Annotated in this window: 20 protein-coding genes; 19 read left to right on the plus strand and 1 reads right to left on the minus strand. The window is 60.5% G+C overall.

The features are described 5' to 3' along the window. Window positions 1-9 precede the first annotated feature (9 nt). The 11 genes from ACZ9H3_RS00375 (at window position 10) to ACZ9H3_RS00425 (ending at window position 14,531) form a co-directional block, all read left to right on the plus strand. Window positions 10-1,068: an RNA methyltransferase gene (locus ACZ9H3_RS00375; protein WP_476218952.1), complete on the plus strand. Its 1,059-nt coding sequence runs from the start codon at window positions 10-12 to the stop codon at window positions 1,066-1,068. Between the two features lie 337 nt (window positions 1,069-1,405). Then, window positions 1,406-1,633 carry a hypothetical protein gene (locus ACZ9H3_RS00380; protein WP_065761686.1) on the plus strand — a complete coding sequence of 76 codons (228 nt, stop codon included), beginning with the start codon at window positions 1,406-1,408 and terminating at the stop codon, window positions 1,631-1,633. Window positions 1,634-1,937: 304 nt separating this feature from the next. Further along, the gene (locus tag ACZ9H3_RS00385) at window positions 1,938-3,974 is read left to right on the plus strand and encodes a type VI secretion system Vgr family protein (RefSeq protein ID WP_476218954.1); all 2,037 of its coding nucleotides are present in this window, start codon (window positions 1,938-1,940) and stop codon (window positions 3,972-3,974) included. After that, window positions 3,971-4,822, plus strand: a complete 852-nt coding sequence (locus ACZ9H3_RS00390; protein WP_476218956.1) for a DUF4123 domain-containing protein — start codon at window positions 3,971-3,973, stop codon at window positions 4,820-4,822. The genes ACZ9H3_RS00385 and ACZ9H3_RS00390 overlap by 4 nt, the downstream gene beginning before the upstream one ends. Further along, on the plus strand, window positions 4,819-8,160 hold the full coding sequence (locus ACZ9H3_RS00395) for a toxin VasX (RefSeq protein ID WP_476218958.1): 3,342 nt from the start codon (window positions 4,819-4,821) through the stop codon (window positions 8,158-8,160). Before ACZ9H3_RS00390 ends, ACZ9H3_RS00395 begins: the two co-directional genes overlap by 4 nt. Next, window positions 8,157-9,107 carry a DUF6708 domain-containing protein gene (locus ACZ9H3_RS00400; protein ID WP_476222660.1) on the plus strand — a complete coding sequence of 317 codons (951 nt, stop codon included), beginning with the start codon at window positions 8,157-8,159 and terminating at the stop codon, window positions 9,105-9,107. The genes ACZ9H3_RS00395 and ACZ9H3_RS00400 overlap by 4 nt, the downstream gene beginning before the upstream one ends. Further along, a complete protein-coding gene (locus ACZ9H3_RS00405) occupies window positions 9,100-10,083 on the plus strand; it encodes a DUF6708 domain-containing protein (RefSeq protein WP_476218959.1) in 984 nt (327 codons plus the stop codon). The genes ACZ9H3_RS00400 and ACZ9H3_RS00405 overlap by 8 nt, the downstream gene beginning before the upstream one ends. Next, window positions 10,076-11,011 (plus strand): hypothetical protein, encoded by a 936-nt coding sequence (locus ACZ9H3_RS00410; RefSeq protein ID WP_476218960.1) that lies wholly within the window; start codon window positions 10,076-10,078, stop codon window positions 11,009-11,011. The genes ACZ9H3_RS00405 and ACZ9H3_RS00410 overlap by 8 nt, the downstream gene beginning before the upstream one ends. Before the next feature lie 519 nt (window positions 11,012-11,530). Continuing rightward, window positions 11,531-12,397 (plus strand): hypothetical protein, encoded by an 867-nt coding sequence (locus ACZ9H3_RS00415; RefSeq protein ID WP_145991816.1) that lies wholly within the window; start codon window positions 11,531-11,533, stop codon window positions 12,395-12,397. 260 nt (window positions 12,398-12,657) lie between these two features. Next, the gene (locus ACZ9H3_RS00420) at window positions 12,658-13,143 is read left to right on the plus strand and encodes a histidine kinase (protein WP_099776585.1); all 486 of its coding nucleotides are present in this window, start codon (window positions 12,658-12,660) and stop codon (window positions 13,141-13,143) included. A 77-nt stretch (window positions 13,144-13,220) separates the two neighbouring features. Further along, window positions 13,221-14,531 (plus strand): MFS transporter, encoded by a 1,311-nt coding sequence (locus ACZ9H3_RS00425; protein ID WP_065761842.1) that lies wholly within the window; start codon window positions 13,221-13,223, stop codon window positions 14,529-14,531. Between the two features lie 67 nt (window positions 14,532-14,598). Here ACZ9H3_RS00425 and ACZ9H3_RS00430 read toward each other — a convergent pair whose 3' ends face one another. Continuing rightward, window positions 14,599-16,263: an electron transfer flavoprotein-ubiquinone oxidoreductase gene (locus ACZ9H3_RS00430; protein ID WP_065761841.1), complete on the minus strand. Its 1,665-nt coding sequence runs from the start codon at window positions 16,261-16,263 to the stop codon at window positions 14,599-14,601. Window positions 16,264-16,817: 554 nt separating this feature from the next. Between ACZ9H3_RS00430 and ACZ9H3_RS00435 the strand changes: the two genes are divergently transcribed. The 8 genes from ACZ9H3_RS00435 (at window position 16,818) to ACZ9H3_RS00470 (ending at window position 23,209) form a co-directional block, all read left to right on the plus strand. Next, entirely contained in the window at window positions 16,818-17,567 is a 750-nt protein-coding gene (locus tag ACZ9H3_RS00435) for an electron transfer flavoprotein subunit beta/FixA family protein (RefSeq protein WP_099774007.1), read from the plus strand. Beyond that, window positions 17,568-18,497 (plus strand): electron transfer flavoprotein subunit alpha/FixB family protein, encoded by a 930-nt coding sequence (locus ACZ9H3_RS00440; RefSeq protein WP_099774008.1) that lies wholly within the window; start codon window positions 17,568-17,570, stop codon window positions 18,495-18,497. 134 nt (window positions 18,498-18,631) lie between these two features. Next, complete coding sequence (locus ACZ9H3_RS00445; protein ID WP_330523446.1) at window positions 18,632-19,438, plus strand: substrate-binding periplasmic protein; 807 nt, start codon at window positions 18,632-18,634, stop codon at window positions 19,436-19,438. Between the two features lie 9 nt (window positions 19,439-19,447). Beyond that, the gene (locus ACZ9H3_RS00450; RefSeq protein ID WP_476218964.1) at window positions 19,448-19,801 is read left to right on the plus strand and encodes a DUF4398 domain-containing protein; all 354 of its coding nucleotides are present in this window, start codon (window positions 19,448-19,450) and stop codon (window positions 19,799-19,801) included. Next, complete coding sequence (locus ACZ9H3_RS00455) at window positions 19,798-20,607, plus strand: OmpA family protein (RefSeq protein ID WP_065761904.1); 810 nt, start codon at window positions 19,798-19,800, stop codon at window positions 20,605-20,607. The genes ACZ9H3_RS00450 and ACZ9H3_RS00455 overlap by 4 nt, the downstream gene beginning before the upstream one ends. A 219-nt stretch (window positions 20,608-20,826) precedes the next feature. Beyond that, entirely contained in the window at window positions 20,827-22,272 is a 1,446-nt protein-coding gene (locus tag ACZ9H3_RS00460; protein WP_065761905.1) for an aminotransferase-like domain-containing protein, read from the plus strand. Window positions 22,273-22,338: 66 nt separating this feature from the next. Further along, a complete protein-coding gene (locus ACZ9H3_RS00465) occupies window positions 22,339-22,827 on the plus strand; it encodes a hypothetical protein (protein ID WP_065761906.1) in 489 nt (162 codons plus the stop codon). Between the two features lie 127 nt (window positions 22,828-22,954). Further along, window positions 22,955-23,209 carry a YkgJ family cysteine cluster protein gene (locus ACZ9H3_RS00470; RefSeq protein WP_330523444.1) on the plus strand — a complete coding sequence of 85 codons (255 nt, stop codon included), beginning with the start codon at window positions 22,955-22,957 and terminating at the stop codon, window positions 23,207-23,209. Window positions 23,210-23,233: the final 24 nt, after the last annotated feature.

Here is a 23,233-nt window from a genome sequence, read left to right on the forward strand (position 1 = left end):
GCGCGCCCCATGACTATCCAAGACTTCCACCAGCGGCTCGCCGCCCTTGGCGCCAAGCCCGTGCATATCGGGCGTATCACCCGTGCCTGGCTGCGCGGCGCGCCGCTCGACACGGGCACCCGTCGCCAGAAAACCGAAGACTTCCTGCCCTTGAGCGTGCGGCAGGCACTGCCACAGCTGAGCGCCGAGCTCGATGGCCTGGCGCGGCTCAGTGCCGAGCACCCCGGTGGCGATGGTTCGGCGCGCCTGCTGGTGGAGCTGGCCGACCGACAGCAGGTGGAAAGCGTATTACTGCCACGCGGTGGTTTGTGCGTGTCCAGCCAGGTGGGCTGCGCGGTGGGTTGCGTATTTTGCATGACCGGTAAAAGCGGCCTGCTGCGGCAATTGAGCACCGCTGAGATCCTGGCGCAGGTGGCACTGGCCCGGCGTTACCGTGCAGTCAAGAAAGTGGTTTTCATGGGCATGGGCGAACCCGCCCATAACCTCGACAACGTGCTGCAGGCTATCGACCTGCTGGGAACTGAAGGCGGCATCGGCCAGCGTAACCTGGTGTTTTCCACCGTGGGCGACCTGCGCGTGTTTGAGCGCCTGCCGCAACAGCAGGTCAAGCCGGCGTTGGCGTTGTCGCTGCACACCACCAATGCGGCGCTGCGCCAGCAGTTACTGCCCCGCGCGCCGCGGATCGACCCAGAAGAACTGGTCGAGTTGGGCGAAGCCTATGCGCGGCAAATCGACTACCCGATTCAGTACCAGTGGACGTTGCTCAAAGGCATCAACGACAGCCAGGAAGAAATGGACGGGATTCTGCGCTTGCTCAAAGGCAAGTACGCGATCATGAACGTGATCCCCTACAACAGCCTGGAAGCCGATGAGTTCCAGCGGCCTGACGCGGACCGCATCGAGCAGATCATGCGCTACCTGCACAGCAATGGCGTGTTGACCAAAGTACGCAACTCGGCGGGGCAGGACATTGACGGTGGTTGCGGCCAGTTGCGGGCACGGGCGGCAGACCTGATGCAGCGCAAGCGTGCGCATGCATCACCGTCGCTGCTGCTTGCTGGTGAGTGAAAGTGAAAATTCGCTGTTTCAAGTAGGACATTTCCCAAGCATACTTTTCCGGCGTTTTTGCCGTTGTGCCTGTCATTGGTGCGAACTAGTCTTGCCGAGTCGTTGCCTATTCAGCGACCGGGTTTAGTCGCCCGTATCTCAATGTCAGGCGCATCGCGTCTCTGTAACCGTTGCGGGTATTTTTGTACCTGCGATGTCGTGTTATGGCGGCTGTGCGTGGGGCACCCTCGGGTGCGCCGGGTGCCTGACTTCCCGGTCTGCTAACCCGCGTACAGCTGCCACCTAACTCGTTTAGCAGCGATTCGTGGCAGCTCCACTGAAAGTCAGGAGTTGCGCCATGATCAAGCTCACGCCCGATCCTCCCGTATTGCGTGTTCGTCAGGACCTTCCTTCAGAGGTCGCCTTGCTGCATGCCTACAAACACCTTGCGTGTGCGGTTGCGGCCACGCGACAAGCCCTTGAACACAGTGGCTCGCGGGCCGAGGTATTGATTCAAGGCGTCTTCCACCAGGTTGAAGTGGCTAAAGAGCTGGTTGAGGTTTCGCTGAAAAATCTCCGGCATTAGCGTAATGCTGTCAGGAGGCTGCACTCTCTGGGCTTGCCTGCGATAGTCTCAACACGGTGCCAGTGAGCACGTGGCGTCTGCATCGTTGGCAAGCCAACGCCCACAGGGGTAGGAGCGGGCTTGCCCGCGATGGAATCGACTCGGTACCGTTGGCAAGCCTGCTTCCCACAAAAAGTGCACAAAATCACTCGATCCTCGAGTGCTTTTTACGGCCCTTTCGATCAATTTCGGAAGCGTCCTACATCCATCCCGTGGCTTGATTTGTTAGCGTCCGTGCCTCGCAGCAGCCACCGGGGGACCAGGGATGTTCTCAGCCGCCAATCACGCGCACTTCAGCCTGACGATCGATGACCTTCAGCACGACCTTCAGGTGCTGTCATTCACCGGCACGGAAGCCATCAGCACACCCTTTGCTTTTGATGTGGCCTTGGTCAGCGAGCGCGCAGACCTTGAGCTTGAAACCTTGCTGCACAAGCAGGCTTTCCTGGCGTTCAACGCGCAGGGCGCCGGCATTCATGGGCAGGTTTACCGCGTTTCGCAGGGCGATGCGGGCAAGCGCCTGACCCGCTACAACCTGAGGCTGGTGCCGCAACTGGCCTACCTCGGGTTGCGCCGCAACCACCGGATTTTCCAGCAGCGCACGCTGGCGCAGATCATCGCCCAGGTGCTTGAGGAACACGGCATCCTCAGCGATGCCTACCAATTGCACCTGGAAAAGACCAGTACCCCACGGGAGTACTGCGTGCAGTACGGCGAGTCCGACCTGCACTTTCTGCAGCGCCTGTGCTTCGAGGAGGGCGTCAGTTATACCTTCCGGCACAGCCGCACCGGGCACACGGTGGTGTTCAGTGACCACCAGACCTTTTTCCCCAAACTCGGCCAGCCCACCCCTTACCAACAGGACAGCGGCCTGGTGGCCGACGAGCCGGTAATCAGCCGTTTCAACCTGCGCGTGGAAGCGCGCACCCGGCGTACGTTCTGGCGCGACTACGACTTCGAGAAATCCAGTTTCGTGCTCGAGGCCGAGCGTCAGGTCGATACGGCCTACCCGGAGCCGAACCCGGAGGATTACACCTACCCCGGTGGTTTTCTGCAGGGCGGGGAGGGCAAGCGACTCAGCCAGCGCGCCCTGGAGCGCCACCGGGCCGAGCACCGGGTTGCCGAGGGCCGAAGCGACCAGCCGAGCCTGGTGACGGGCCATCTGCTGGAGCTGTCCGGCCACCCGTGCCAGGCCTGGAACGACCTGTGGCTGCTGACTGAAATTCAGCACGAAGGCAAGCAACCGCAAGTGCTGGAGGAGAGCATGACTGCCGACTGCACAGCGGCGGATGACGGCTTCTCGCAGGGCTATCGCAACCACTTTAGCGCCACCCCCTGGGACGTGTTCTACCGTCCGCAGCAGGCGTACCACAAGCCCCGTGTACTGGGCAGCCAGACGGCCCGGGTCACCGGCCCGAAAGGCGAAGAGGTCTATTGCGACGCCTATGGCCGGGTCAAGGTGCAGTTCCACTGGGACCGCGAGGGCCAGCACAACGACCAGAGCAGTTGCTGGCTGCGGGTCGCCTCGGGCTGGGCCGGCAATGGCCACGGCAGCGTCAGCATTCCACGGGTGGGCATGGAGGTATTGGTGGTCTTTTTGGAGGGCGACCCGGACCGTCCGCTGGTCAGCGGTTGCCTACCCAATAGCCTCAACCCGGTGCCCCATGCCTTACCGGCGAACAAGACCCGCAGCGTGTTTCGCAGCCGCAGTACACCGGGTGGTGGTGGCTACAACGAACTGCATGTGGAGGACCGCAAAGGTCACGAACTGATCTACCTGCGCGCCCAGCGAGACCTGGAGCAGAAGGTCGAGCGTGACAGCCGGCTGGAGGTGGGCGGTGAGTACGCGGCCCGGGTCGCGGGCAACAGCATCACGGTACTGGAGGCGGAGGAGCACTACACGGTCAAGGCGGATCGCAAGGTGCAGCTCAAGGCCAATGAGTACCTGGAGGTGGGGGCCAGCAGCCACACCCGGGTTGGGCAGACGCTGGCGACAGAGGCAGGGCAGGAGGTGCACCTCAAGGCGGGCGCGAGGATGGTCCTCGACGCAGGGGTAAGCCTCACGCTGAAAGCCGGTGGCCAACACATCGTGATTGGCGCGGGCGGCATCTTCAGCAGCAGCGAGATTCAAGTGGGCGGCGCGCCAGTGACGGGCACGGCGGTGGCTTTGGCACAGGCGGAGCAGGTAGAGGCATTGGTAGCCATGGCACTGGATTCACAGCAGCAGGCGCTGCAGCGAGCGGCGCAAAAAACGGCGGGTGTCTGTGCCATATGCCAGAAACTGGCGGCGCTCAAAGCATGAGCGGCGCTTACCTGTTGCTCGACAGCCTGCAGATTCAGCACCTGCCTACACGCCTCGCACAGCTGGCGCCTGATGCCCCGATGCACCTGTTGTACCTGAACACGGCGTATGCCGACCTGATCGACTGCAGCCCGATACTGATCCCGGTCGTGCCCGACAGTGACCTGGCGCGCACCTTTGCCATGACTTGGCGAGCCAGTGCCGGCCTCTGGCTGGAAACCGACGTGGATGAGTATGAACTGCTCGAACACCTGCGCAGCCTGGTACATGTACAGCTCGATGGCGGGTGCAGCGCGTTCTTTCGCTACGTCGACCCGCGTATCGCTCGCTTGTGGCTAACGGGCCTGACGCCTGCCGCCCGTGATCGGGTAATGGGGCCGATCCGCTGTGTTCAACTGCCTGAGGCCGATGGCAGCGAATTACGGATTACCCAGCACAACCCCGAACAACCGAGTGCCCGTTACGCCAGCACACCCTGGCTTCACCTGAGCAGCGAGCAACTGGCACATATCGTTCAAGCCCAGCGGGAGGGCTTCGATCATCGGCTTGTCGAGCACGGCCTGCGCCATTTCCCCGACTGTTTCGAGGGCCTGGATGAGCCGGCCCGGCGTCAGTGGGCAATGGCCTGCCGCCGCAGTGCCGAGCGCCAGGGGTTCAGCGCGGAAGACGAGGTGATGTGCTGGGTCGCGCTTTACGCCCGGTTTGGCGAGGCATTTCCCGATGGCCCGGAGCACGGTGTGTACCGAAAGCGCCTGAAGGAGCCAGGCCTGCTGCCTGAACAGCGCTTGAGCAACCTGCTGACTGAATTGTCCCAACACCCCCTCCACCATAAGGAGCGCATGGAATGAGCGCCGAAAAGAAAGCCTATGTCTGCCAGCTGGCCAATGCTGAGCGGGACGCCAGGGCTCATCCCCATGTCGACATCAACAGCCCGGTCGAGCTTTGCCAAGCCTCGCAGCCCGAGATCTTTGTCGTTCCGGTGCGCTACGCCCTGGCCGAGGAGTGGGCCAGCCACCCATGCTGCGACCCTGGGGTTGTGCCGCAAAGCCATGCCATGGCGGCGCGCCGCCTGCGTTGCGGTTACCTCTACCTGTGGCACCAAGAAGGCCCGCTCAAGCGCTATGCGGTGGCCGACAACGGCCTGTTGCTGGAGCAGGCGCTCCACGACGCGCCTGGCCGCGTGTCCAGCGGCACCCTTGTCGGCCTGGCGCTGGATAAACACCACGACGCCTGGATGAGCTTCACCGAACACCCCATCGGGCCTGAACAGTGTGCCCGGCTGAGTGAACGCAAGGTGCGCGACCGGCACATGCGCCACCTGGACCTGCGACAAGTGGCCGACACCCTTCAGGCGCCGCATTGCCCGCCCTGGGAACACGCCGACCAGGTGCTCGCCGAGCTACTGCCCGAGAGTTACCTGCGGGCATTGGCCATTGAGCATCAGCGCACGGAGTACGCGCAGCACGCCGAAATCCTCGGCGATCAGATGATCGCGGCCCCCACACCGGCCAGTATCAAGGCCTACACCGATGCCATGTACCACAACCAGGAGCGGGCCAAGGCGGCGGAGCAGTACGCCGAGGTGAGCGCCGACACCCCGCCCACCGGTGAATGGAGCGCCGAGCGCTGGGACGCCTTGCAGGTCAAGGACTGGCTGGCGACCATCCACGCCCAGGCCAAGGCCCTGTACCGCGTGTTCGCCTGCCTGGACGATGAGCTGGGCGTGCTGCGCGACATCAACCATGAGCAGGAGCAGGTGCAAACCCGCCATGAGCAGTGGACCCAGGACAACACCCTGCGCCTGAGTGTGGGGGGCTTTGTTCGCAGCCTGATCACCGAGGATGCCGCGGAAGTGGCGGGCCGGCTGCGTTACGTTTACCACAAGAGCAACGACAGCGGCCCGGGCCGGGAAATCGAGTTCAGCACCGAGCAGGGCGACATCCTGCTCAAGGCTCACCGGCGCCTCGACGAGCTGTTCAAGGAAGAGGCACGGATCAACCAGCAGCGCGGGATGGCCTACAGCCATCGGCAGGCCGATGAAAAGCTCTGGGCGCTGCGCGAGCAGATCGCCGAGGCCACCGCCCCGGTGCGCGCCTTCATTCCGATTGACCTGTACAACGAAGTCGAAACCCTGGTTCGCCAGTACCGCGCCGACAAAGTCACCAACCTGGCCCAAAGAGCGGGCGCCCGGGTCGAGGAATACATCGACCTGCCGGCCCTGAACACCTGGCTCGACCACACCGCACCGGCCCACTACGCGCAGGTCAACGAGCGCCATGCGCTGCTGTATGCCGACCGTGACCTGTATTTAAAGCGTCACCACCGTGCGACCTGGTGGGTCGATTATGACGACAGCGGCACCCGCGCCTGGCTCGACCGCCTGGCCACTGCCTGCCTCAGCGCCCAGTGCCTGCACGACAAAGGCGCCGAGCAATACGCCGACTATGTCCGCAGCCCCGACCCCGGTGTGCTGCGCCAGCTGTTCTTCGCCTGGAGCCCAAGCCTGGAAGCGGCGTTGAACAGTGCCACGCGCCACAGCGAGATCCTCGGCGCCCTGGCCCAGGAAAACCGCGGCAACGCCTATGAAGCCCTGGCCAAGGCCCTGGCGCCGCTGAGCCGGGCGGTCCTGGATGATATCGGTGCGCGGGCCAGTACCCCCCATGGCGAATGGAACACCCTGGTCAAACGCCTCGGCGCGGCCTTGCTGCGGCTCAGGGGCGAGGAAGCCATGGCCCTGAGCCCGACCTGGAACAGCCTGCTGGTGGCGATCAAGCTGGGCACGGGGGCCGGGGCGCGCTGGGGCATGGAAGCTGGCAAACCGGTACTGCGCCTGTTTGGTGACTCGGCCGAGGAACTGTGGCGCTGGGCCCAGTCGACCGGGCGGGCCATTAGCCTGGGGCAACCGGCGGGCATCTTCAACAGCAAGGTGGTGCAAAACAGCGGCGGCTTGATTGCCCTGATGGTGCTCCTGCTCAACAGCTGGAATGCCAATAGCTACCTGAGCCAGGCCAGTGCGCTGGAGGGGATGGACAAGCAGCGGATCAACGACACGATTTCCGCGACTCTGTACGCCGGGGCGGCGTTGACGGCGGTGGTAGATATGCAGATTCGGAAGGGGTTGGGGGTTAAGGAGTTTGTTACGGGTAAAGGGCCGATAGCATTTACGACACCTGTTTTGACACTTTTTGGAGGGGTTATTGGTGGGTTGTCTGCAACTGCAGCACTCAAAGAGTTCAAGTCGCTGCAAATCCAGTTGGAAAATTCCCAAGGTTCTGTAGATCCATGGCTTGATATGCGCCACTCCGTTGTCGGGGCTCAAGTGGCCGCTTTTGGCGCGCAGGCTCTACTGGGTATTACTTACACCGCGCGGGCCATTTTTGGCATCATGACCGTTGATGCCGCAATTGCAGGTTTTTCACTCTGGATGGGGCCGGTCACGATCCTGATCGCCGGGCTGGGCGTGCTGTACCTGATCGCCTGGTTTTTCCAGCAAAAGCCCTTGCAGGCCTTTCTCGCCAACTGCTGCTGGTCCAAACGGCGGGCGCGCGACCTGAGGCCCGTTTCCCCTGAGGCTCAGCAGCAGGAGCTCGCCCAGTTGTACCGCATCCTGTATGCGCCGAAGGTCAGTGTTGAAGTGCTCAACACCACGGTGTATTCCGGCGATGCCAGCGGTATCCGCAATATTTCGGTGATCAAGCAACTGACCCTTGACCTGCCGGGTGCGGAACCCCACAGCACCTACCTGGCGCTGGCCATGATCGGTGACCCAATCGATCGCGATACCTGGCATGAGCAACTGAAGAGAAACCCATACAGCACCGCTAAACCGCCGCGCTTATGGTCCGAGGTAGGCAAATACTGGCTGGAGAAAAGCCAATGCACCTGGATCCCCCACCAGGAGGGGCAAGGCCTGCGTTTGCGGGGAGACTTCTCCATGTCCAGCAGCCTCAGCTTTCCGCCCGCTAGCGTTTCATTGCGCGTGTACTACCGAACGCCACTGACTGCACTGCTCGGCGACGGCGCCTTTGTTGGCGGCGAGCGGGGTGTGGCCTTCACCATCACGCAAGACGATGGGGTCATCACCCTGCGTGACGATCCTACTCCCGGTTTGGACAGTGCCCGGCATTACCTGTTGAGTGACCAGCAGCAATGCTCGCGCTACCTGCAGCCGACGTGGCAAAAATGAGCAGACCCGCAGCCGGTACGACCAGGAAACGCCTGTTCTCGCAACGTGACTACCTCGCGCCCCTGCCGATTCCGACCGGTGAACCGCCGGCGGATGTGCTCAACACCATCTGGCGCAAGAATGGGGTGTTTCTGGATATTGGGAGCTACAGCATTGGGTCCGGAGTGGGAGTGCTGTGGCCTCTCGTGATGATGTTTCTAGCACTTGCTTACTTTTTGAATGATGAAGATATTTTTTGGCTTGGCGTCTGTATCACAGGCATTCCGCTGTTCATCCTGATTCAAAGCCTGTTCCGCCCAGTCCCCTTGCCATTGCGTTTCAATCGCCAGCGTCGCGAAGTCTGCGTCCCTCGCGAAGACGGTGAGTACTGGATTGTGCCGTGGGAGTCGGTCACCGCTGCGGCCGTCCAGCATTCGACCGTTAGCCAAGGGGGGCGGTTGGAGATGGGGCTGTTGATCATCGGTTTTGATAACCCCGCCCCCGATGCACAGGAAGACAACCAGCATTTCAGTCTGGGTTTCAACTGCGGTGGCGGCACCACGGCGATGGCCTTGTGGGAGTGCATACGCAGTTACATGGAGGTCGGACCGCAGGCCGTTCCACGCTGTAACTTCGAGGGGGAAAGCTCAGGTCGCAGTCTGCTTTGCTGGCTACTGTTCTTGCTGGCGGAGATTGCTCGTGCGTTGCTCAAAGGCGATGTGCTGACGGCACTGAAGGAAAGTGCGTTTCTGTTTCTCTTGGGTTCGCCACTGGCATTTTATCTTCAGGAAAAGAAGCTGATACCTCCACCCGACCTGCCTTACCCCGAAATCAGCGAATGGTCAAAACCCTTGCCACCCGAACAGTGGGCCAAGCGCTCACCTGAACTGGAAGCGGCCATTGCTGAGCGTGAGGCGGAGCTGGCGGCAAAGTTGGTGCCTGCCTCGTACCGGGAAAATGATGAGTAGACCCGCAGCCGGTACGACCAAAAAGCGCCTGTTCTCACAACGTGACTACCTGGCCCCCCTGCCGATCCCGACCTGTGAACAGCCGGCGGATGTGCTCAACACCATCTGGCGCAAGAATGAGGTGTTTCTCGATATTGGGAGCTACAGCATAGGGGCGGGGGTGATGGTTTTGTGGCCCATGATAATGCTGTATCTAGGCTTGACGCTTGGGTTTAGAAATATTGCGCCAGACTTCAGTTTAATCATGTTGATTGGTGGAGGCATTATTACGGGTATCCCCGCACTGATCATGATCCACGGCCTGTTCCGTCCAGTTCCCCTGCCATTGCGTTTCAATCGCCAGCGTCGCGAGGTCTGCGTCCCTCGCGAAGACGGTGAGTACTGGATTGTGCCGTGGGAATCGGTGACCGCAGCAGCCGTGCAGCATTCGACCGTCAGCCAAGGGGGCCGAATGGAAATGGGGCTGTTATTCATCGGCTTCGACAACCCCGATCCCGATGCACAGGAAGGCAACCAGCATTTCAGCCTGGGTTTCAACTGTGGCGGCGGTACCACGGCGATGGCCTTGTGGGAGTGCATGCGCAGTTACATGGAGGTTGGGCCGCAGGCGCTACCTGAAGCCAACGACTTTGCAGGTGCCCGCGCAAGGCTTAAAGGGCGAAACGTCTTCTGGGGCGAATGTTGCAATTACATGGATGGCATTCGCGAGTATGCCGTCACTGGGCGCATGCACAAGGCACTATGGCTGGTGTTTGCCCTGTTCGTGTTCGGCGCGCCGTTGGCCTTCATGCTGCAAACCTGGAAGCTCTCACCCCCACCGGACCTGCCGTACCCCGAAATCAGCGAATGGTCAAAACCCTTGCCACCCGAACAGTGGGCCAAGCGCTCACCTGAACTCGAAGCAGCCATTGCTGAGCGTGAGGCGGAGCTGGCGGCGAAGTTGGCATCTGCGTCGAGCCGGGAACGGCATGAGTAGACCTGCAGCCGGTACAACCAAAAAACGCCTGTTCTCACAACGTGACTACTTGGCGCCCCTGCCGATCCCGACGGGTGAACCACCGGCGGATGTGCTCAACACCATCTGGCGCAAGAATGAGGTGTTTCTCGATATTGGGAGCTACAGCATAGGGGCGGGGGTGATGGTGTTGTGGCCCATGATAATGCTGTATCTAGGCTTGACGCTTGGGTTTAGAAATATTGCGCCAGACTTCAGTTTAATCATGCTGATTGGTGGAGGCATTATTACGGGTATCCCCGCACTGATCATGATCCACGGCCTGTTCCGCCCAGTCCCCTTGCCATTGCGTTTCAATCGCCAGCGCCGCGAAGTCTGCGTCCCTCGCGAAGACGGTGAATACTGGATTGTGCCGTGGGAATCGGTGATCGCAGCGGCCGTGCAGCATTCGACCGTCAGCCAAGGAGGGCGAATGGAAATGGGGTTGTTGATCATCGGCTTTGACAACCCCGATCCTGATGCACAGGAAGGTAATCAGCATTTCAGCCTGGGTTTTAACTGTGGCGGCGGTACCACGGCGATGGCCTTGTGGGAGTGCATGCGCAGTTACATGGAAGTCGGGCCGCACGCCGTTGTTGACCGTACCGCTCGGTTTCATCGCCCCAAGGGCATCCTGGCAACATACATTGACGACTGTTTTGAGGCCGCACAGCGCAAGGGCTGGTTCTTGACGCTGCTGTGGGAAGGTTTTTTCGGCCTGTTTATTTTCAACACACTGCTGATTGATGTGTTGGAACGCTGGAAGCTCTCACCCCCACCCGACCTTCCGTACCCCGAAATCAGCGAATGGTCAAAACCCTTGCCACCCGAACAGTGGGCCAAGCGCTCGCCTGAGCTGGAAGCGGCTATCGCTGAGCGTGAAGCGGAGCTGGCGGCATCGGCCTTGTAACAACTTTCGGAAGCGTCCTACATCCCTCCAGAAGGCCATCTGCTAGCGTTCGAACCCTTCGTATTCGAGGCGCTTCGGCAGGCGCGAGCATGCCGTTTACTGCTACTGAAAAAAGGGCAGGGACTGTTTGCAGCCACCCATCACGTGCGATGCGGTCAGGCCTTCAATCGCTTGGGCACGGCTTTCAGGTGTTGACCTTTAGCGGCAGTCGGGGCGCAAAAAATACGGGCGTGAGTGAAGTACGGCCAGAAAAGCCAGGTGAGGGATCAAGTGTTTTTTGCCGGAGGGATTGCTTTGGATGATGGGGTCAAGCACAGCGCAGCTGAGTGGGATGACAACCCATTGCTTCAGCGTTTGCCACGCCTTCGTGCGGCGATGGTGCGGTTGGGGCTTGTGTGTCTGGATCGCGAGTGGCGAGGCCAGGAGGCCGCGTATCGGTTCCGGTGCAGTCGCAACCACGTGTTCAGCAGGGCGCTTCTGGTCATTTCGAGCCCGCGGTCAGGAGGGTGCCGGGTGTGTATGGCACAGGATCGTGATCGGCGCTTGTTTGCCCGGGCCGAATGCGCGGGTGTGACCTGCCTGGAGTCGGCGTGGCTGGGCATTGATGCAATGCACCGCTTTCGTTGCCCGCAGGGGCATGAATGGCGCCGCAAGGGGTCTCACGTGCTGCGCAGTGCCAATTGCCCGACCTGCGGGCACGAGAAACACAGCCAGCGCATGCGCCGCAAGGATGGTCTGCTCAGGTTGCAGCAGGTAGCTGCTTCGCACGGTGGAGTCTGCCTGGCCGAGGTCTACGCGGGTGGGCATCAGGCCTACGCGTTCCGTTGCGCCCAGGGGCATGTGTGGGCGTCGGTGGGTAATGAAGTGTTGAGGCGCACCTGGTGTCCGGAATGTGCCCGGCTGCGCAAGGTGGTCGAGTATCGTCTACGGGATGGCCTGGCGCGGTTGCAGCGCAAGGCGGCAGAGCGGGGCGGCGTTTGCCTGGCCGATCGCTATGAGGGGTCCGCTGCCCGCTACCTCATGCGTTGCGCAAAGGGGCACGAGTGGCGTGCGACGGGTAAGCGGCTTCTTCGCGGAACCTGGTGCACGGTGTGCGTCCATGATGCCAAGCGCTTGAGCATTCGTGATGCTCAGCGGGAGGCGCAGGCGCGTGGCGGGCAATGCCTGTCCACGACGTACGTCAACAACAGTACCAAGCTTCATTGGCTGTGTGATCGCGGGCATAGCTGGCATGCCCCGCTGGCAACCATCAGGGCCAGGCACTGGTGCCCGGAGTGTGCATGCATGTCGAGGATCAGCAGTCGCAAATCCAAGGCTCGATCACGCTATGTCGAGGCGTCGGCGTCCGTTGCCGATGAGTGGCTATTTGCCGCGTCTCAGGAGTAGCGCCCGATCTTCGCTGCTTTCATGCCCAGGCAGTCTTCAGGCCGTAATCGTCTAGCACAGTATCGGTTGTCGCTCGTCCAGTGGGGTGGAGGATGCCTCGACTGGGTATCGGGCGGTGTCGACTTGATTTCCTCGGGTTTCCCGACTTCTATCAATACAGACCCATCATTTGGCGATGTGCTCGCCATAGCCAGCCATTGAACACCGGCGCTGTAATGGTCAAGGAGTTGTCACTCAGTCCTCAACCTTGGTCGTTGATGATGCCAAACAAAGCACTGCGAATCCTGATTGCCGATGAACACCCCACGCAACTTCTGCAATTGGAGAAGATGCTCAATGGCATGGGCTATTACCGGATCGCGCCTGTGCGCACCTTCGAAGAGTTGCAGCACCTGGTGCAGAATGCGTTGCAGCCCTTCAACCTGTTGATCGGCAATATAGACCTGGCAAGCCATGCGGGGGTTGATCTGGAGCGCTTTTGCCGTGTTCATGCGCAGATCCAGCACGCCTTGCTCTATGAATCGCAGCATTTGAAAATTCCCGCTGTGCCCGCCGGGAAGCGCCAGGCGGTGAGCGTGAGGCTGCCGAGGGTGCCAGACAACGAGTCGCTGGAGGCGTTCATGGCGATCATCGACGCCCCGATGGTGATCGCACGTCTGCCGGGTCCTGGAGGCAGTGCCAGCGTGCCCAAGCATACCGGGCGTGGCTCCAGCCTGGGACCGACGGTCTTTTCCCGGCAATCCTGAAACTGTTTTTGCTATCCTCTTGCGCCTGCCCCGCGCGCCAGGATGCGCGTCGACTGTTTCTCGACCACGGACCTGCCATGACTGCCTCCCACCCTGTGAGCCCGCTGCGGCTGTCGCGTAGCGACCACAAGACCCTCAGCCTGGCCGCCCTTGGCGGCGCGCTGGAGATCTACGATTTCATCATTTTCGTGTTCTTCACCCTGACCCTGAGCCAGCTGTTTTTCCCGCCGCAGATGCCAGAGTGGCTACGCCTGCTGCAAAGTTTCGGCATCTTTGTCACCGGTTATCTGGCTCGTCCATTGGGCGGCATTCTGATGGCGCACTTTGCCGACCATCTGGGGCGCAAGAAGGTGTTCAGCCTGAGCATCTTGATGATGGCGCTGCCCTGCCTGCTCATCGGTGTGATGCCTACCTATGCCGAGATTGGCTACTTCGCGCCCCTGCTGCTGTTGGCCTTGCGCATCTTCCAGGGGGCTGCGGTCGGCGGTGAGGTGCCCAGTGCCTGGGTGTTCGTCGCTGAGCATGCGCCACCCGGGCGCCGTGGCTATGCCCTCGGCTTTTTGCAGGCGGGGTTGACCTTTGGCTACCTGCTGGGCGCTCTGACCGCAACGGCGCTGGCGCAGCTGTTCAGCCCCCAGGAAATACTCGATTACGCCTGGCGCCTGCCGTTCCTGCTCGGTGGTGTGTTTGGGGTGATCGGCGTGTGGCTACGTCGTTGGCTGAGTGAAACGCCGGTGTTCCTGGCCCTGCGCGAGCGCCGTGAACAGCCAGTGGCGTTCCCCTTGCGTACGGTATTGCGTGAGCATCGCCAGGCGCTGGTTCCGGCGGTGCTGCTCACCTGCGTGCTGACCTCGGCAGTGGTGGTGCTGGTGGTCATCACCCCAACGGTGATGCAGCAACGGTTTGGCATGACGGCCGGCCATACCTTTGCCCTGAGCAGCATCGGGATTGTCTTTCTGAATATTGGCTGCGTACTGGCTGGCCTTTTGGTTGATCGGATCGGTGCCTGGCGCGCCTTGACGATCTACAGCCTATTACTGCCGCTGGGCATCGCCGGTTTGTATGCCAGCCTGATCGGTGGCTGGAGCTGGCCCGGGTTAGCCTACGCCTTGGCGGGCTTGAGCTGTGGCGTGGTCGGCGTCGTGCCTTCGGTGATGGTCAGCTTGTTCCCGGCTCAGATTCGCGTGTCGGGCATTTCCTTCACCTACAACATCGCCTATGCCCTGTGGGCCAGTGTCACGCCGCTGATGTTGATCGCCTTGATGCCTTGGAGCCCTTGGGTCTGTGCCGGTTTTGCACTGGTCATGGGTACGGTCGGTGCCGCCGCGGCGGTGTATTTTGGCGCCAGAAACGATGGGGTGTTTGCCGACGAGGCGTTGCAGTGTTAAGCGGGCAATGAGCAACAAAAAAGCCCCCTCGACCTGAACGGTGAGGGGGCTTTTTTAGGCGTGCGGCTTACATGTTCGGGTAAGTCGGCCCGCCAGCACCTTCCGGTGCGACCCAGGTAATGTTCTGCGAAGGGTCCTTGATGTCACAGGTCTTGCAGTGTACGCAGTTCTGGGCGTTGATCTGGAAGCGCTTGTTGCCGTCTTCCTGGGTGACCACCTCGTAAACGCCGGCAGGGCAGTAGCGTTGAGCGGGCTCATCGTACAGCGGCAGGTTGGTCTTGATCGGGATGTTCGCGTCCGCCAGTTTCAGGTGGCACGGTTGCTCTTCTTCATGGTTGGTGCTGGAGAGGAACACCGAACTCAGTTTGTCGAAGCTGAGTTTGCCGTCTGGTTTCGGGTAGTCGATCCTGGTCGAGTCGGCGGCCAGCTTGAGGCAGGCGTAGTCCGGTTTGGTGTCGTGCAGGGTGAACGGCAGCTTGCCGCCGAACCAGTTCTGGTCGACATAGTTGAAGGCGGCGCCCAGCAGCGGGCCGAACTTGTGCATGGCCGGGCCGAAGTTGCGGCTGGCGAACAGTTCTTCATAGAGCCAGCTGGCCTTGAACGCATCGACGTAGGAGGTCAGCTCATCGCCGCCTTCCTTGCCTGCCAGCAGTGCTTCGGCCACGGCGTCGGCGGCGAGCATGCCGGACTTCATCGCGGTGTGGCTGCCCTTGATCTTGGCAACGTTCATGGTGCCCAGGTCGCAGCCGATCAGTGCGCCACCCTTGAAGACCATTTTCGGCAGCGAGTTCAGGCCGCCCTTGGCCAGGGCGCGGGCGCCGTAGCTGATGCGCTTGCCGCCTTCGAGGTACTGCTTGAGTACCGGGTGATGTTTCAGGCGCTGGAACTCGTCGAACGGCGACAGGTAGGCGTTGCCATAGGACAGGTCGACGATCAGGCCGACCACCACCTGATTGTTTTCCAGGTGATAGAGGAAGGAGCCGCCGGTGTTTTCGGTCGCCATGATGTCCAGCGGCCAGCCAGCGGTGTGAACTACCAGGCCTTGTTGGTGCTTGGCCGGGTCGATTTCCCAGATTTCCTTCAGGCCGATGCCGTAGTGCTGCACGTCGGCTTCGCTGTCCAGGTTGAAACGCTTGATCAGTTGCTTGCCGATATGGCCACGGCAGCCTTCGGCGAACAGGGTGTATTTGCCGCGCAGTTCCATGCCCGGGGTGTACAGGCCTTCTTTCGGGTTGCCTTCGCGGTCGACGCCCAGGTCGCCGGTGATGATGCCGCGAACCACGCCATTTTCGTCGAACAGCGCTTCCTGGGCGGCAAAGCCCGGGTAGATTTCCACGCCCAGGTTCTCGGCCTGCTGCGCCAGCCAGCGGCACAGGTTGCCCAGCGAGATGATGTAGTTGCCTTCGTTGTGCATGGTTTTCGGCACAAACAGGTCAGGTACCTTGACCGCGCTGTCGGCGTTCTTCAGCACGTAGATGTCGTCGCGCTTGACCGGCGTATTCAGTGGGGCGCCCAGTTCTTTCCAGTCTGGGAACAGCTCGTTCAGTGCGCGCGGTTCGAATACGGCGCCGGAGAGGATGTGTGCGCCGACCTCGGAGCCTTTCTCGACCACGCAGACGCTGATTTCGCTACCGGCTTCGGCGGCCTTCTGCTTCAGTCGGCAGGCGGCGGACAGGCCTGCCGGGCCAGCGCCGACGATGACCACGTCGAATTCCATGTATTCGCGTTCCACAGGTTCTCTCCTACTCAAGGCTCATCGTTTTTTCTTTATTGGCGGGTGCCAGGCGGTCACCGATCAGGCGTAAGGGGCGATGCCTTCGCTGTAGCTCGGGCGATGACGGACTACACCGCTTTCTCTTGGCCGCGCATTATATCTACACCACTTGCGCGGTCCAATACAAACGTTTGTTTGAATTTGCCGCAGGCCAGTAAAATCAAAGAGGCGCGGCTTGAAGCTGGCCGGTTTGCCGTATTGACCGGATTGGGTGTTACGGTCAAGATACGAGCGGTTTTACGCTCGCCGTAGGCTGATCGTAGGATGCAGGAGCACCCCTAAAACCTGGCAAAAAGCAGGGCAGTTAAGCCAAAACCCGCTTTGTAGTGGAGTTTACACGCCACGACACAGAATGACCCACGGGTTTTGCTAATAAAAGGTCAAAAAAGGACTGATCAGTCAGTTCCGTTTAGCCCGCCCGAAATCGTTTTTAGAGGTGCCCTTGTACCCACGCGCAATCGCCGGGCTCGCCCCAGGCGACATTCTTTTCACCGGAGAGTAACGAGGAATCCATGAAGGTTCTTGTAGCTGTCAAACGAGTGGTCGACTATAACGTCAAGGTTCGCGTCAAGGCGGACAACTCCGGCGTCGACCTTGCTAACGTCAAGATGTCCATGAACCCCTTCTGCGAGATCGCTGTGGAAGAGGCCGTACGCCTGAAGGAAAAAGGCGTGGCGACCGAGATCGTCGTCGTTACCATCGGCCCGAGCACTGCTCAGGAGCAACTGCGTACGGCGCTGGCGCTGGGCGCCGACCGTGCCATCCTGGTCGAGTCCGCTGAAGAGCTCAATTCCCTGGCCGTGGCCAAACTGCTCAAGGCGGTTGTCGACAAGGAGCAGCCACAGTTGGTGATCCTTGGCAAACAGGCCATCGACAGTGACAACAACCAGACCGGCCAGATGCTGGCAGCGTTGAGCGGTTTCGCTCAGGGCACCTTCGCTTCCAAGGTTGAAGTTGCCGGTGACAAGGTCAACGTCACCCGTGAAGTCGACGGCGGCCTGCAGACCGTTGCGCTGAACCTGCCAGCCATCGTTACCACCGACCTGCGCCTGAACGAGCCACGCTACGCTTCCTTGCCCAATATCATGAAGGCCAAGAAGAAGCCGCTGGAAACCGTTACCCCGGACGCCCTGGGCGTTTCCACCGCTTCCACCACCAAGACCCTGAAAGTCGAAGCGCCTGCTGCACGCAGCGCGGGTATCAAGGTCAAGTCGGTTGCTGAACTGGTCGAGAAACTGAAGAACGAGGCGAAGGTAATCTAAATGACTATCCTGGTTATCGCTGAACACGAAAACGGTGCCGTTGCCCCGGCCACCCTGAACACTGTTGCCGCTGCTGCGAAAATCGGTGGTGATATTCACGTACTGGTTGCTGGCCAGGGCGTTGGCGCCGTAGCGCAGGCCGCTGCGAACATCGCTGGCGTCAGCAAGGTGCTGGTCGCCGACAACGCTGCCTACGCGCACCAGTTGCCAGAGAACGTTGCGCCGCTGGTTGCCGAGATCGGCAAGGCCTACAGCCACGTGCTGGCACCTGCTACCTCCAACGGCAAGAACATCCTGCCGCGGGTTGCCGCACTGCTGGACGTTGACCAGATCTCCGAAATCATCTCGGTTGAGTCGGCCGACACCTTCAAGCGTCCGATCTACGCAGGCAACGCCATTGCCACCGTGCAGTCGAGCGCTGCGGTCAAGGTCATCACCGTGCGTGCTACCGGCTTTGACGCCGTTGCTGCAGAAGGCGGTTCGGCGGCTGTCGAAGCGGTTGCCGCTGCCCACGACGCGGGCAAGTCGGCGTTTGTCGGTGAAGAACTGGCCAAGTCCGATCGTCCTGAGCTGACCGCTGCCAAGATCGTCGTTTCCGGCGGCCGTGGCATGCAGAACGGCGACAACTTCAAGCACCTGTATGCGCTGGCCGACAAGCTGGGCGCTGCGGTCGGTGCTTCCCGTGCCGCCGTCGACGCCGGTTTCGTGCCAAACGACATGCAGGTCGGCCAGACCGGCAAGATCGTTGCGCCACAGCTGTATATCGCTGTCGGTATCTCCGGTGCCATCCAGCACCTGGCGGGTATGAAAGATTCCAAGGTGATCGTTGCGATCAACAAGGATGAGGAAGCGCCGATCTTCCAAGTGGCCGACTATGGCCTGGTGGCGGATTTGTTCGAAGCCATCCCAGAGCTGGAGAAGCTGGTTTAATCCGGCGGCTTCACTTATAAAGAGCCCGGTTGTTTCGGGCTGGACAGGTTATCCTGCCCAGCCCGCGATAACCGGGCTTTTCATTTTTCGGCGGGTGCAGTCAAGGAGAGGGTGGCATGGGGTGGTTTGGCCGGATGAGTGCAGTCACTGCGCTGAGTGTTGCGTTGATGCCGACATGGGCACTCGCAGTCGGCAAGTGTGAGCGCCTGGTTGCCACCGGTAGTCCGGATGCACCTCCGTACCTGTGGCAAGACCCACAAGATCCACGGCACCTGATCGGTGCCAGTGCCGATCTGCTCAAGCAGGTGGCGGATGAGCTGGGCCTGAAGATCGAGATTTTGAGTGCCGGCAAGCGCAGTCAGGCGCTTGAGGAAGTGCGTAGCGGCCGGATGGATATCCTCGTGGATGCGCCGCTGACGGTCGCCGAGCTCACCTCGATGGACTTTATCCATCCTCCGTTGCTGCAAAATGAATACCTGGTCTGGACGCGCCATGATGCGTCGTTGGCTTATGAAAGCCTGGCAGACCTGGCGCTGCACCCTGGAGCGATTTCGCAGAAGGCGCGCCTGACCCCAACCTTTGAGGCGTTTACCAAGACACACTTGAAGCTGGAGGTTGTGGAAAATCTGACGCAGGCGTTTCAGAAACTCTTGCTGGGTCAGGTGGACTACGTGCTGGCAGGGCGTTATGCCGGCATGGCCATGGCGCAGACGTTGGGCATGGGCAAGGACCTGACGGCGCGTGATGTGCCGGTCGACCGCCCGGGGCTCTATTTGGCTGTATCGCATAACTCTGCGTGTAACGATGCCTGGTTGCGCGGACAGCTGGCAAAAAAACTGACAGAATTGCCGGTTTCTGGTGTAACCCAGGCTGTACTGCAACGCAATGTCGAGCGCTGGAAAGCGCAATTGCAGCAACCGCTCGATGCCCCCAAACCGTAGGAAGATTGTGTGAGAACTCGACCGCTATTCGCGGCCTTGGCCATCATGGCCCTGGCCGGTTGCGCCGCCGACCCGGCACCCCATGAGCAACTTCGTTTGTCCGAGCAGGCGCTGGAGCAGGCCAAGGCCGTTGGCGCCACTGACGAGGTGGCAGAACTCAAGCTTGCCGAAGCCAAGCTGGCGCGGGCGCGGGTCAATATGTCCAACGAGTCCTTTCGTGACGCGCGGGTTCGTGCTGAGCAGGCCGAGCTTGATGCGCGTTTGGCTGAAGCACGCGTGTTGAACGCCAAGAGTGAAGAACAGCTCAAGGTGCTGCAGTCGCGTGTTGATCGTCTACGTAAACAGTTGGGGGAGCAGCAGTGAGTTCGATCAAGCCTTTGGTGGCGCTGCTGGTGTTGGGAGCCGTTGGCCTGCAGGGGTGCGCCAGTCAGCGCAGTGAAGCGTCGCTTGAGCAGGCTGCAGCCAGCTTTCAACAGGTCAAGAATGACTCCAGCGTGCTGCGCAGTGCGCCGCGTGATGTGATTCGTGCCGGTGAGTCGCTGGGGCGCGCAGAGCGTCTGTCGAGTTATTGGGGGAGCGGCGCGGACGTGCGCCATTACGCTTACCTGAGCCAGCGTTACAGTGAAATCGCGCGTGAGCACACGAACCTGGTGCTCAATCAGGAGCGCCAGGCCAAGCTGGAACTGGAGCGCCAGCGTTTGCAACTGGCCTTGCGCGAGGCCAAATTGGCCAGTGTTCAGCAGCAAGGTAAATGGCTGGAGGCGCAGATTGTCAGCCTGGCGACCATGCAGAGCGATCGTGGCTTGGTAATGACGCTGGGGGATGTGCTGTTCGATACCGGGCGCGCCGACCTGAAGAACTCCGCCAATCGTACGGTGCTCAAACTGGTGCAGTTCCTTCAGCTCAACCCCAAGCGTACGGTACGTATCGAGGGTTATACCGACAGCACGGGCACCCCTGAGGACAACCTGAAGCTGTCGCGAGATCGCGCTCAGTCGGTTGCCGACATGCTGATTGATCTGGGTGTGGACGAAAAGCGCATTCAGGTCGAGGGTTATGGCGACCAGTACCCGGTTGAGGCTAATGCCTCGGAGCGCGGCAGGGCGCAGAATCGACGGGTCGAGATCGTGTTTTCCGATGAGCAGGGGCGTCTCGGCGCTGAGCGCTGAAGCTGAGCGCTATGCACAAAGCCCGGTGGCGATTACGTCATCGGGTTTTTTTTCGGCTGTGGTTGATGGGCCAGGGCGCACGTTACAGGTGCTGTCACGCAACTGTATTGTTGACTATTCTGTAATCTGTGCCAGTACACTTCGCAACTGTTACGGTATTCTCTTGCCAGAGAGTTCGCCTAAAAATAACGAGATCGTCCGCGTGCCCGAGAGTTCACCATGACCAACCTGTTGCTCTACCAGCGTATTGCCCAGCAACTGGCCGAGGATATCCGTCGGGGTGTCTATCAGCCGGGTGAGCGGGTGCCGTCGGTGCGCAAGATGAGCGCGCAGCTCAATGTCAGTCATGCGACGGTACTTCAGGCGTATGCCAATCTTGAAGACCAGGGTTTGATCCGGGCGCGTCCGCAGTCAGGTTACTACGTTCACCAGACGCCGGCGCTGACGGCGCCGACACCGGATATCGCCAGGGTCGAGCGGCCGGGGTTGGTTACCCGTAGCAGCATTATTCAGCAGGTTCTGGTAGAGGCACGCCGTGATGGGGTATTTCCGCTTGGTGCGGCAGTACCCCATGTCGATTACCTGCCGGTGAGGGCATTGCACCAGCAGTTGGCCAAGGTTACCCGCTTCCATAGCCCGCGGGCCTTTAGCTACATGTTCAGCCCGGGTTTTGAGCCGCTGCGCAGGCAGATCGCCATTCGCATGCGCGATGCGGGTGTAGTGGTCGATCCCTCCGAAGTCGTTGTCACGCATGGCTGTGTCGATGCCTTGCAGATGAGTCTGCGGGTGTTGACCCGTCCTGGTGATCTGATCGCTGCCGAGTCGCCTACTTACTATGGGTTGCTGCAGTTGGCTGATCTGTTGGGGCTGAAGGTCATCGAGATTCCCAGTGACCCATCTACCGGTATCAGTCTGGAGGCGCTGCAGTTGGCCGCCAACCAGTGGTCGATCAAGGCGCTGGTGCTGACTGCGCGTTTGAGCAATCCATTGGGTGGGACCATTCCTGAGGACCGTCAGAAACAATTGCTGCGGCTATCCTCGGACTTCGATATACAGATCATCGAAGATGACATTTATGGCGAACTGATGTTCGAGCAGGGGCGTACCAAGGCACTCAAGGCGTTTGATCGACTGGGGCGGGTTATCTACTGTTCGAGCTTTTCCAAGACGCTGTCGCCCGGTGTGCGGATTGGCTGGATGATTGCCGGCAAGTACCAGGACGAAATCCAGCGCCTGCAAACCTTCACTACCCATTCAGCTTGCAGCGTGACGCAGATGGGTGTTGCTGCGTATCTGGAAAATGGCGGGTATGATCGGCACTTGCGTTTTATCCGTCATGAGTATCGCAAGAACCTCAGTGCCTATCAGTTGGCCGTGCAGCAGTACTTTCCCGAAGGTACCCAGATGACGCGGCCTACCGGTGGCTTCATCCTCTGGGTCAGCCTGCCGGGGCGGGTCAATACCCAGGAGCTGCATGTGCGGGCGCTTCAGCAGGGCATCAGTATTGCGCCAGGGCTGATTTTCAGTAATACCGAGCAGTTCAACCATTGCATTCGTTTGAACTGCGGGATTCCCTGGAATCGTGAGTCGGAGCGGGCGCTGATGACCCTGGGGATGCTGGCCACTCAGCTTTGCCAGGAGTCGGGTAGCAGTAGTTTCTTCTAGGGATGGGTTTGTCAGTTTTCAGGGAACGCAGAGCATTATCCTTTTTTCGAGTGTCCGTTGTTGCCTATGAAAGCCTTGTGTTGTGCCGGTTTGTTGTTGATGTCGATGGCCGGTTCTCTGGTTCCGATGCATGCCTGGGCGAGGGCGGACGCTGTCGCGGAATCGTCGCATCCGACGGGCACCGCCAAGGTGGCGAGTAAGCCTGTCGCAAAAGAGGCTGTGCCGCATGCCAAGGCGGGCTCTGCGTCCACTCAGAAATCTTCGGGCAAGACCACCAGGCGCAAGCATGCGGATGCCATTGCGGCGCCATTGCCCACGCCTCGATTGGACCTTAGCCTGCCTTTGAGTATGGTTGGCGGGCTGCAGCCGGGCAGTGCAAGCGAAGCTCAGTTGCATCGCCCGCTCTTGCCGGCCATGTTTGGTGAGAAACCCAAGGAAGAAAGCCCGTTTCAGCTCAATGGTCGTCTGCTCAGCAACGAAATGCAGCTGCAACTGCGCAACGACAGCCGTCAGGATGTCGAAGGTGCGGCCATCGAATTCGAGTTCAAACAGTAAGCTCGGGCCTGACTGATTGGTCTGTTTTCGTCCTGTGATATTTCATCCCGCCGGTAATTTCAAACGACCGTTTTAGCGGTTACTATCCCGACGTGTTCATCCATTTTGATTCCGAGGTACTGCCGTCATGAAGTGTCGTGAAGGCTGTGGCGCCTGCTGCATTGCTCCGTCCATCAGTTCGCCGATACCAGGAATGCCCAATGGCAAGCCTGCTGGCGAGCGCTGTATCCATCTGTCTGTCGTCAACCTGTGTGGATTGTTCGGTAAGCCCGAGCGCCCAGCTGTGTGCTCGGCGTTCATGGCGGATGTGGACGTGTGTGGCGGTGATCGCGATGAGGCGATCAGGATCCTGGGGTGGCTGGAGCAGATGACAGCAGCTTGAATACGTAGATCTTCGACAATAAGG

The organism is Pseudomonas sp. TE3910 (assembly GCF_056279025.1).

What these genes read in the sequence shown, in the direction of transcription:
- ACZ9H3_RS00375 (WP_476218952.1), top strand. Translation starts at nt 10, where the DNA reads ATGACTATCCAAGACTTCCACCAGCGGCTCGCCGCCCTTGGCGCCAAG.
- ACZ9H3_RS00380 (WP_065761686.1), top strand. Translation starts at nt 1,406, where the DNA reads ATGATCAAGCTCACGCCCGATCCTCCCGTATTGCGTGTTCGTCAGGAC.
- ACZ9H3_RS00385 (WP_476218954.1), top strand. Translation starts at nt 1,938, where the DNA reads ATGTTCTCAGCCGCCAATCACGCGCACTTCAGCCTGACGATCGATGAC.
- ACZ9H3_RS00390 (WP_476218956.1), top strand. Translation starts at nt 3,971, where the DNA reads ATGAGCGGCGCTTACCTGTTGCTCGACAGCCTGCAGATTCAGCACCTG.
- ACZ9H3_RS00395 (WP_476218958.1), top strand. Translation starts at nt 4,819, where the DNA reads ATGAGCGCCGAAAAGAAAGCCTATGTCTGCCAGCTGGCCAATGCTGAG.
- ACZ9H3_RS00400 (WP_476222660.1), top strand. Translation starts at nt 8,157, where the DNA reads ATGAGCAGACCCGCAGCCGGTACGACCAGGAAACGCCTGTTCTCGCAA.
- ACZ9H3_RS00405 (WP_476218959.1), top strand. Translation starts at nt 9,100, where the DNA reads ATGAGTAGACCCGCAGCCGGTACGACCAAAAAGCGCCTGTTCTCACAA.
- ACZ9H3_RS00410 (WP_476218960.1), top strand. Translation starts at nt 10,076, where the DNA reads ATGAGTAGACCTGCAGCCGGTACAACCAAAAAACGCCTGTTCTCACAA.
- ACZ9H3_RS00415 (WP_145991816.1), top strand. Translation starts at nt 11,531, where the DNA reads ATGGCACAGGATCGTGATCGGCGCTTGTTTGCCCGGGCCGAATGCGCG.
- ACZ9H3_RS00420 (WP_099776585.1), top strand. Translation starts at nt 12,658, where the DNA reads ATGCCAAACAAAGCACTGCGAATCCTGATTGCCGATGAACACCCCACG.
- ACZ9H3_RS00425 (WP_065761842.1), top strand. Translation starts at nt 13,221, where the DNA reads ATGACTGCCTCCCACCCTGTGAGCCCGCTGCGGCTGTCGCGTAGCGAC.
- ACZ9H3_RS00435 (WP_099774007.1), top strand. Translation starts at nt 16,818, where the DNA reads ATGAAGGTTCTTGTAGCTGTCAAACGAGTGGTCGACTATAACGTCAAG.
- ACZ9H3_RS00440 (WP_099774008.1), top strand. Translation starts at nt 17,568, where the DNA reads ATGACTATCCTGGTTATCGCTGAACACGAAAACGGTGCCGTTGCCCCG.
- ACZ9H3_RS00445 (WP_330523446.1), top strand. Translation starts at nt 18,632, where the DNA reads ATGAGTGCAGTCACTGCGCTGAGTGTTGCGTTGATGCCGACATGGGCA.
- ACZ9H3_RS00460 (WP_065761905.1), top strand. Translation starts at nt 20,827, where the DNA reads ATGACCAACCTGTTGCTCTACCAGCGTATTGCCCAGCAACTGGCCGAG.
- ACZ9H3_RS00465 (WP_065761906.1), top strand. Translation starts at nt 22,339, where the DNA reads ATGAAAGCCTTGTGTTGTGCCGGTTTGTTGTTGATGTCGATGGCCGGT.
- ACZ9H3_RS00470 (WP_330523444.1), top strand. Translation starts at nt 22,955, where the DNA reads ATGAAGTGTCGTGAAGGCTGTGGCGCCTGCTGCATTGCTCCGTCCATC.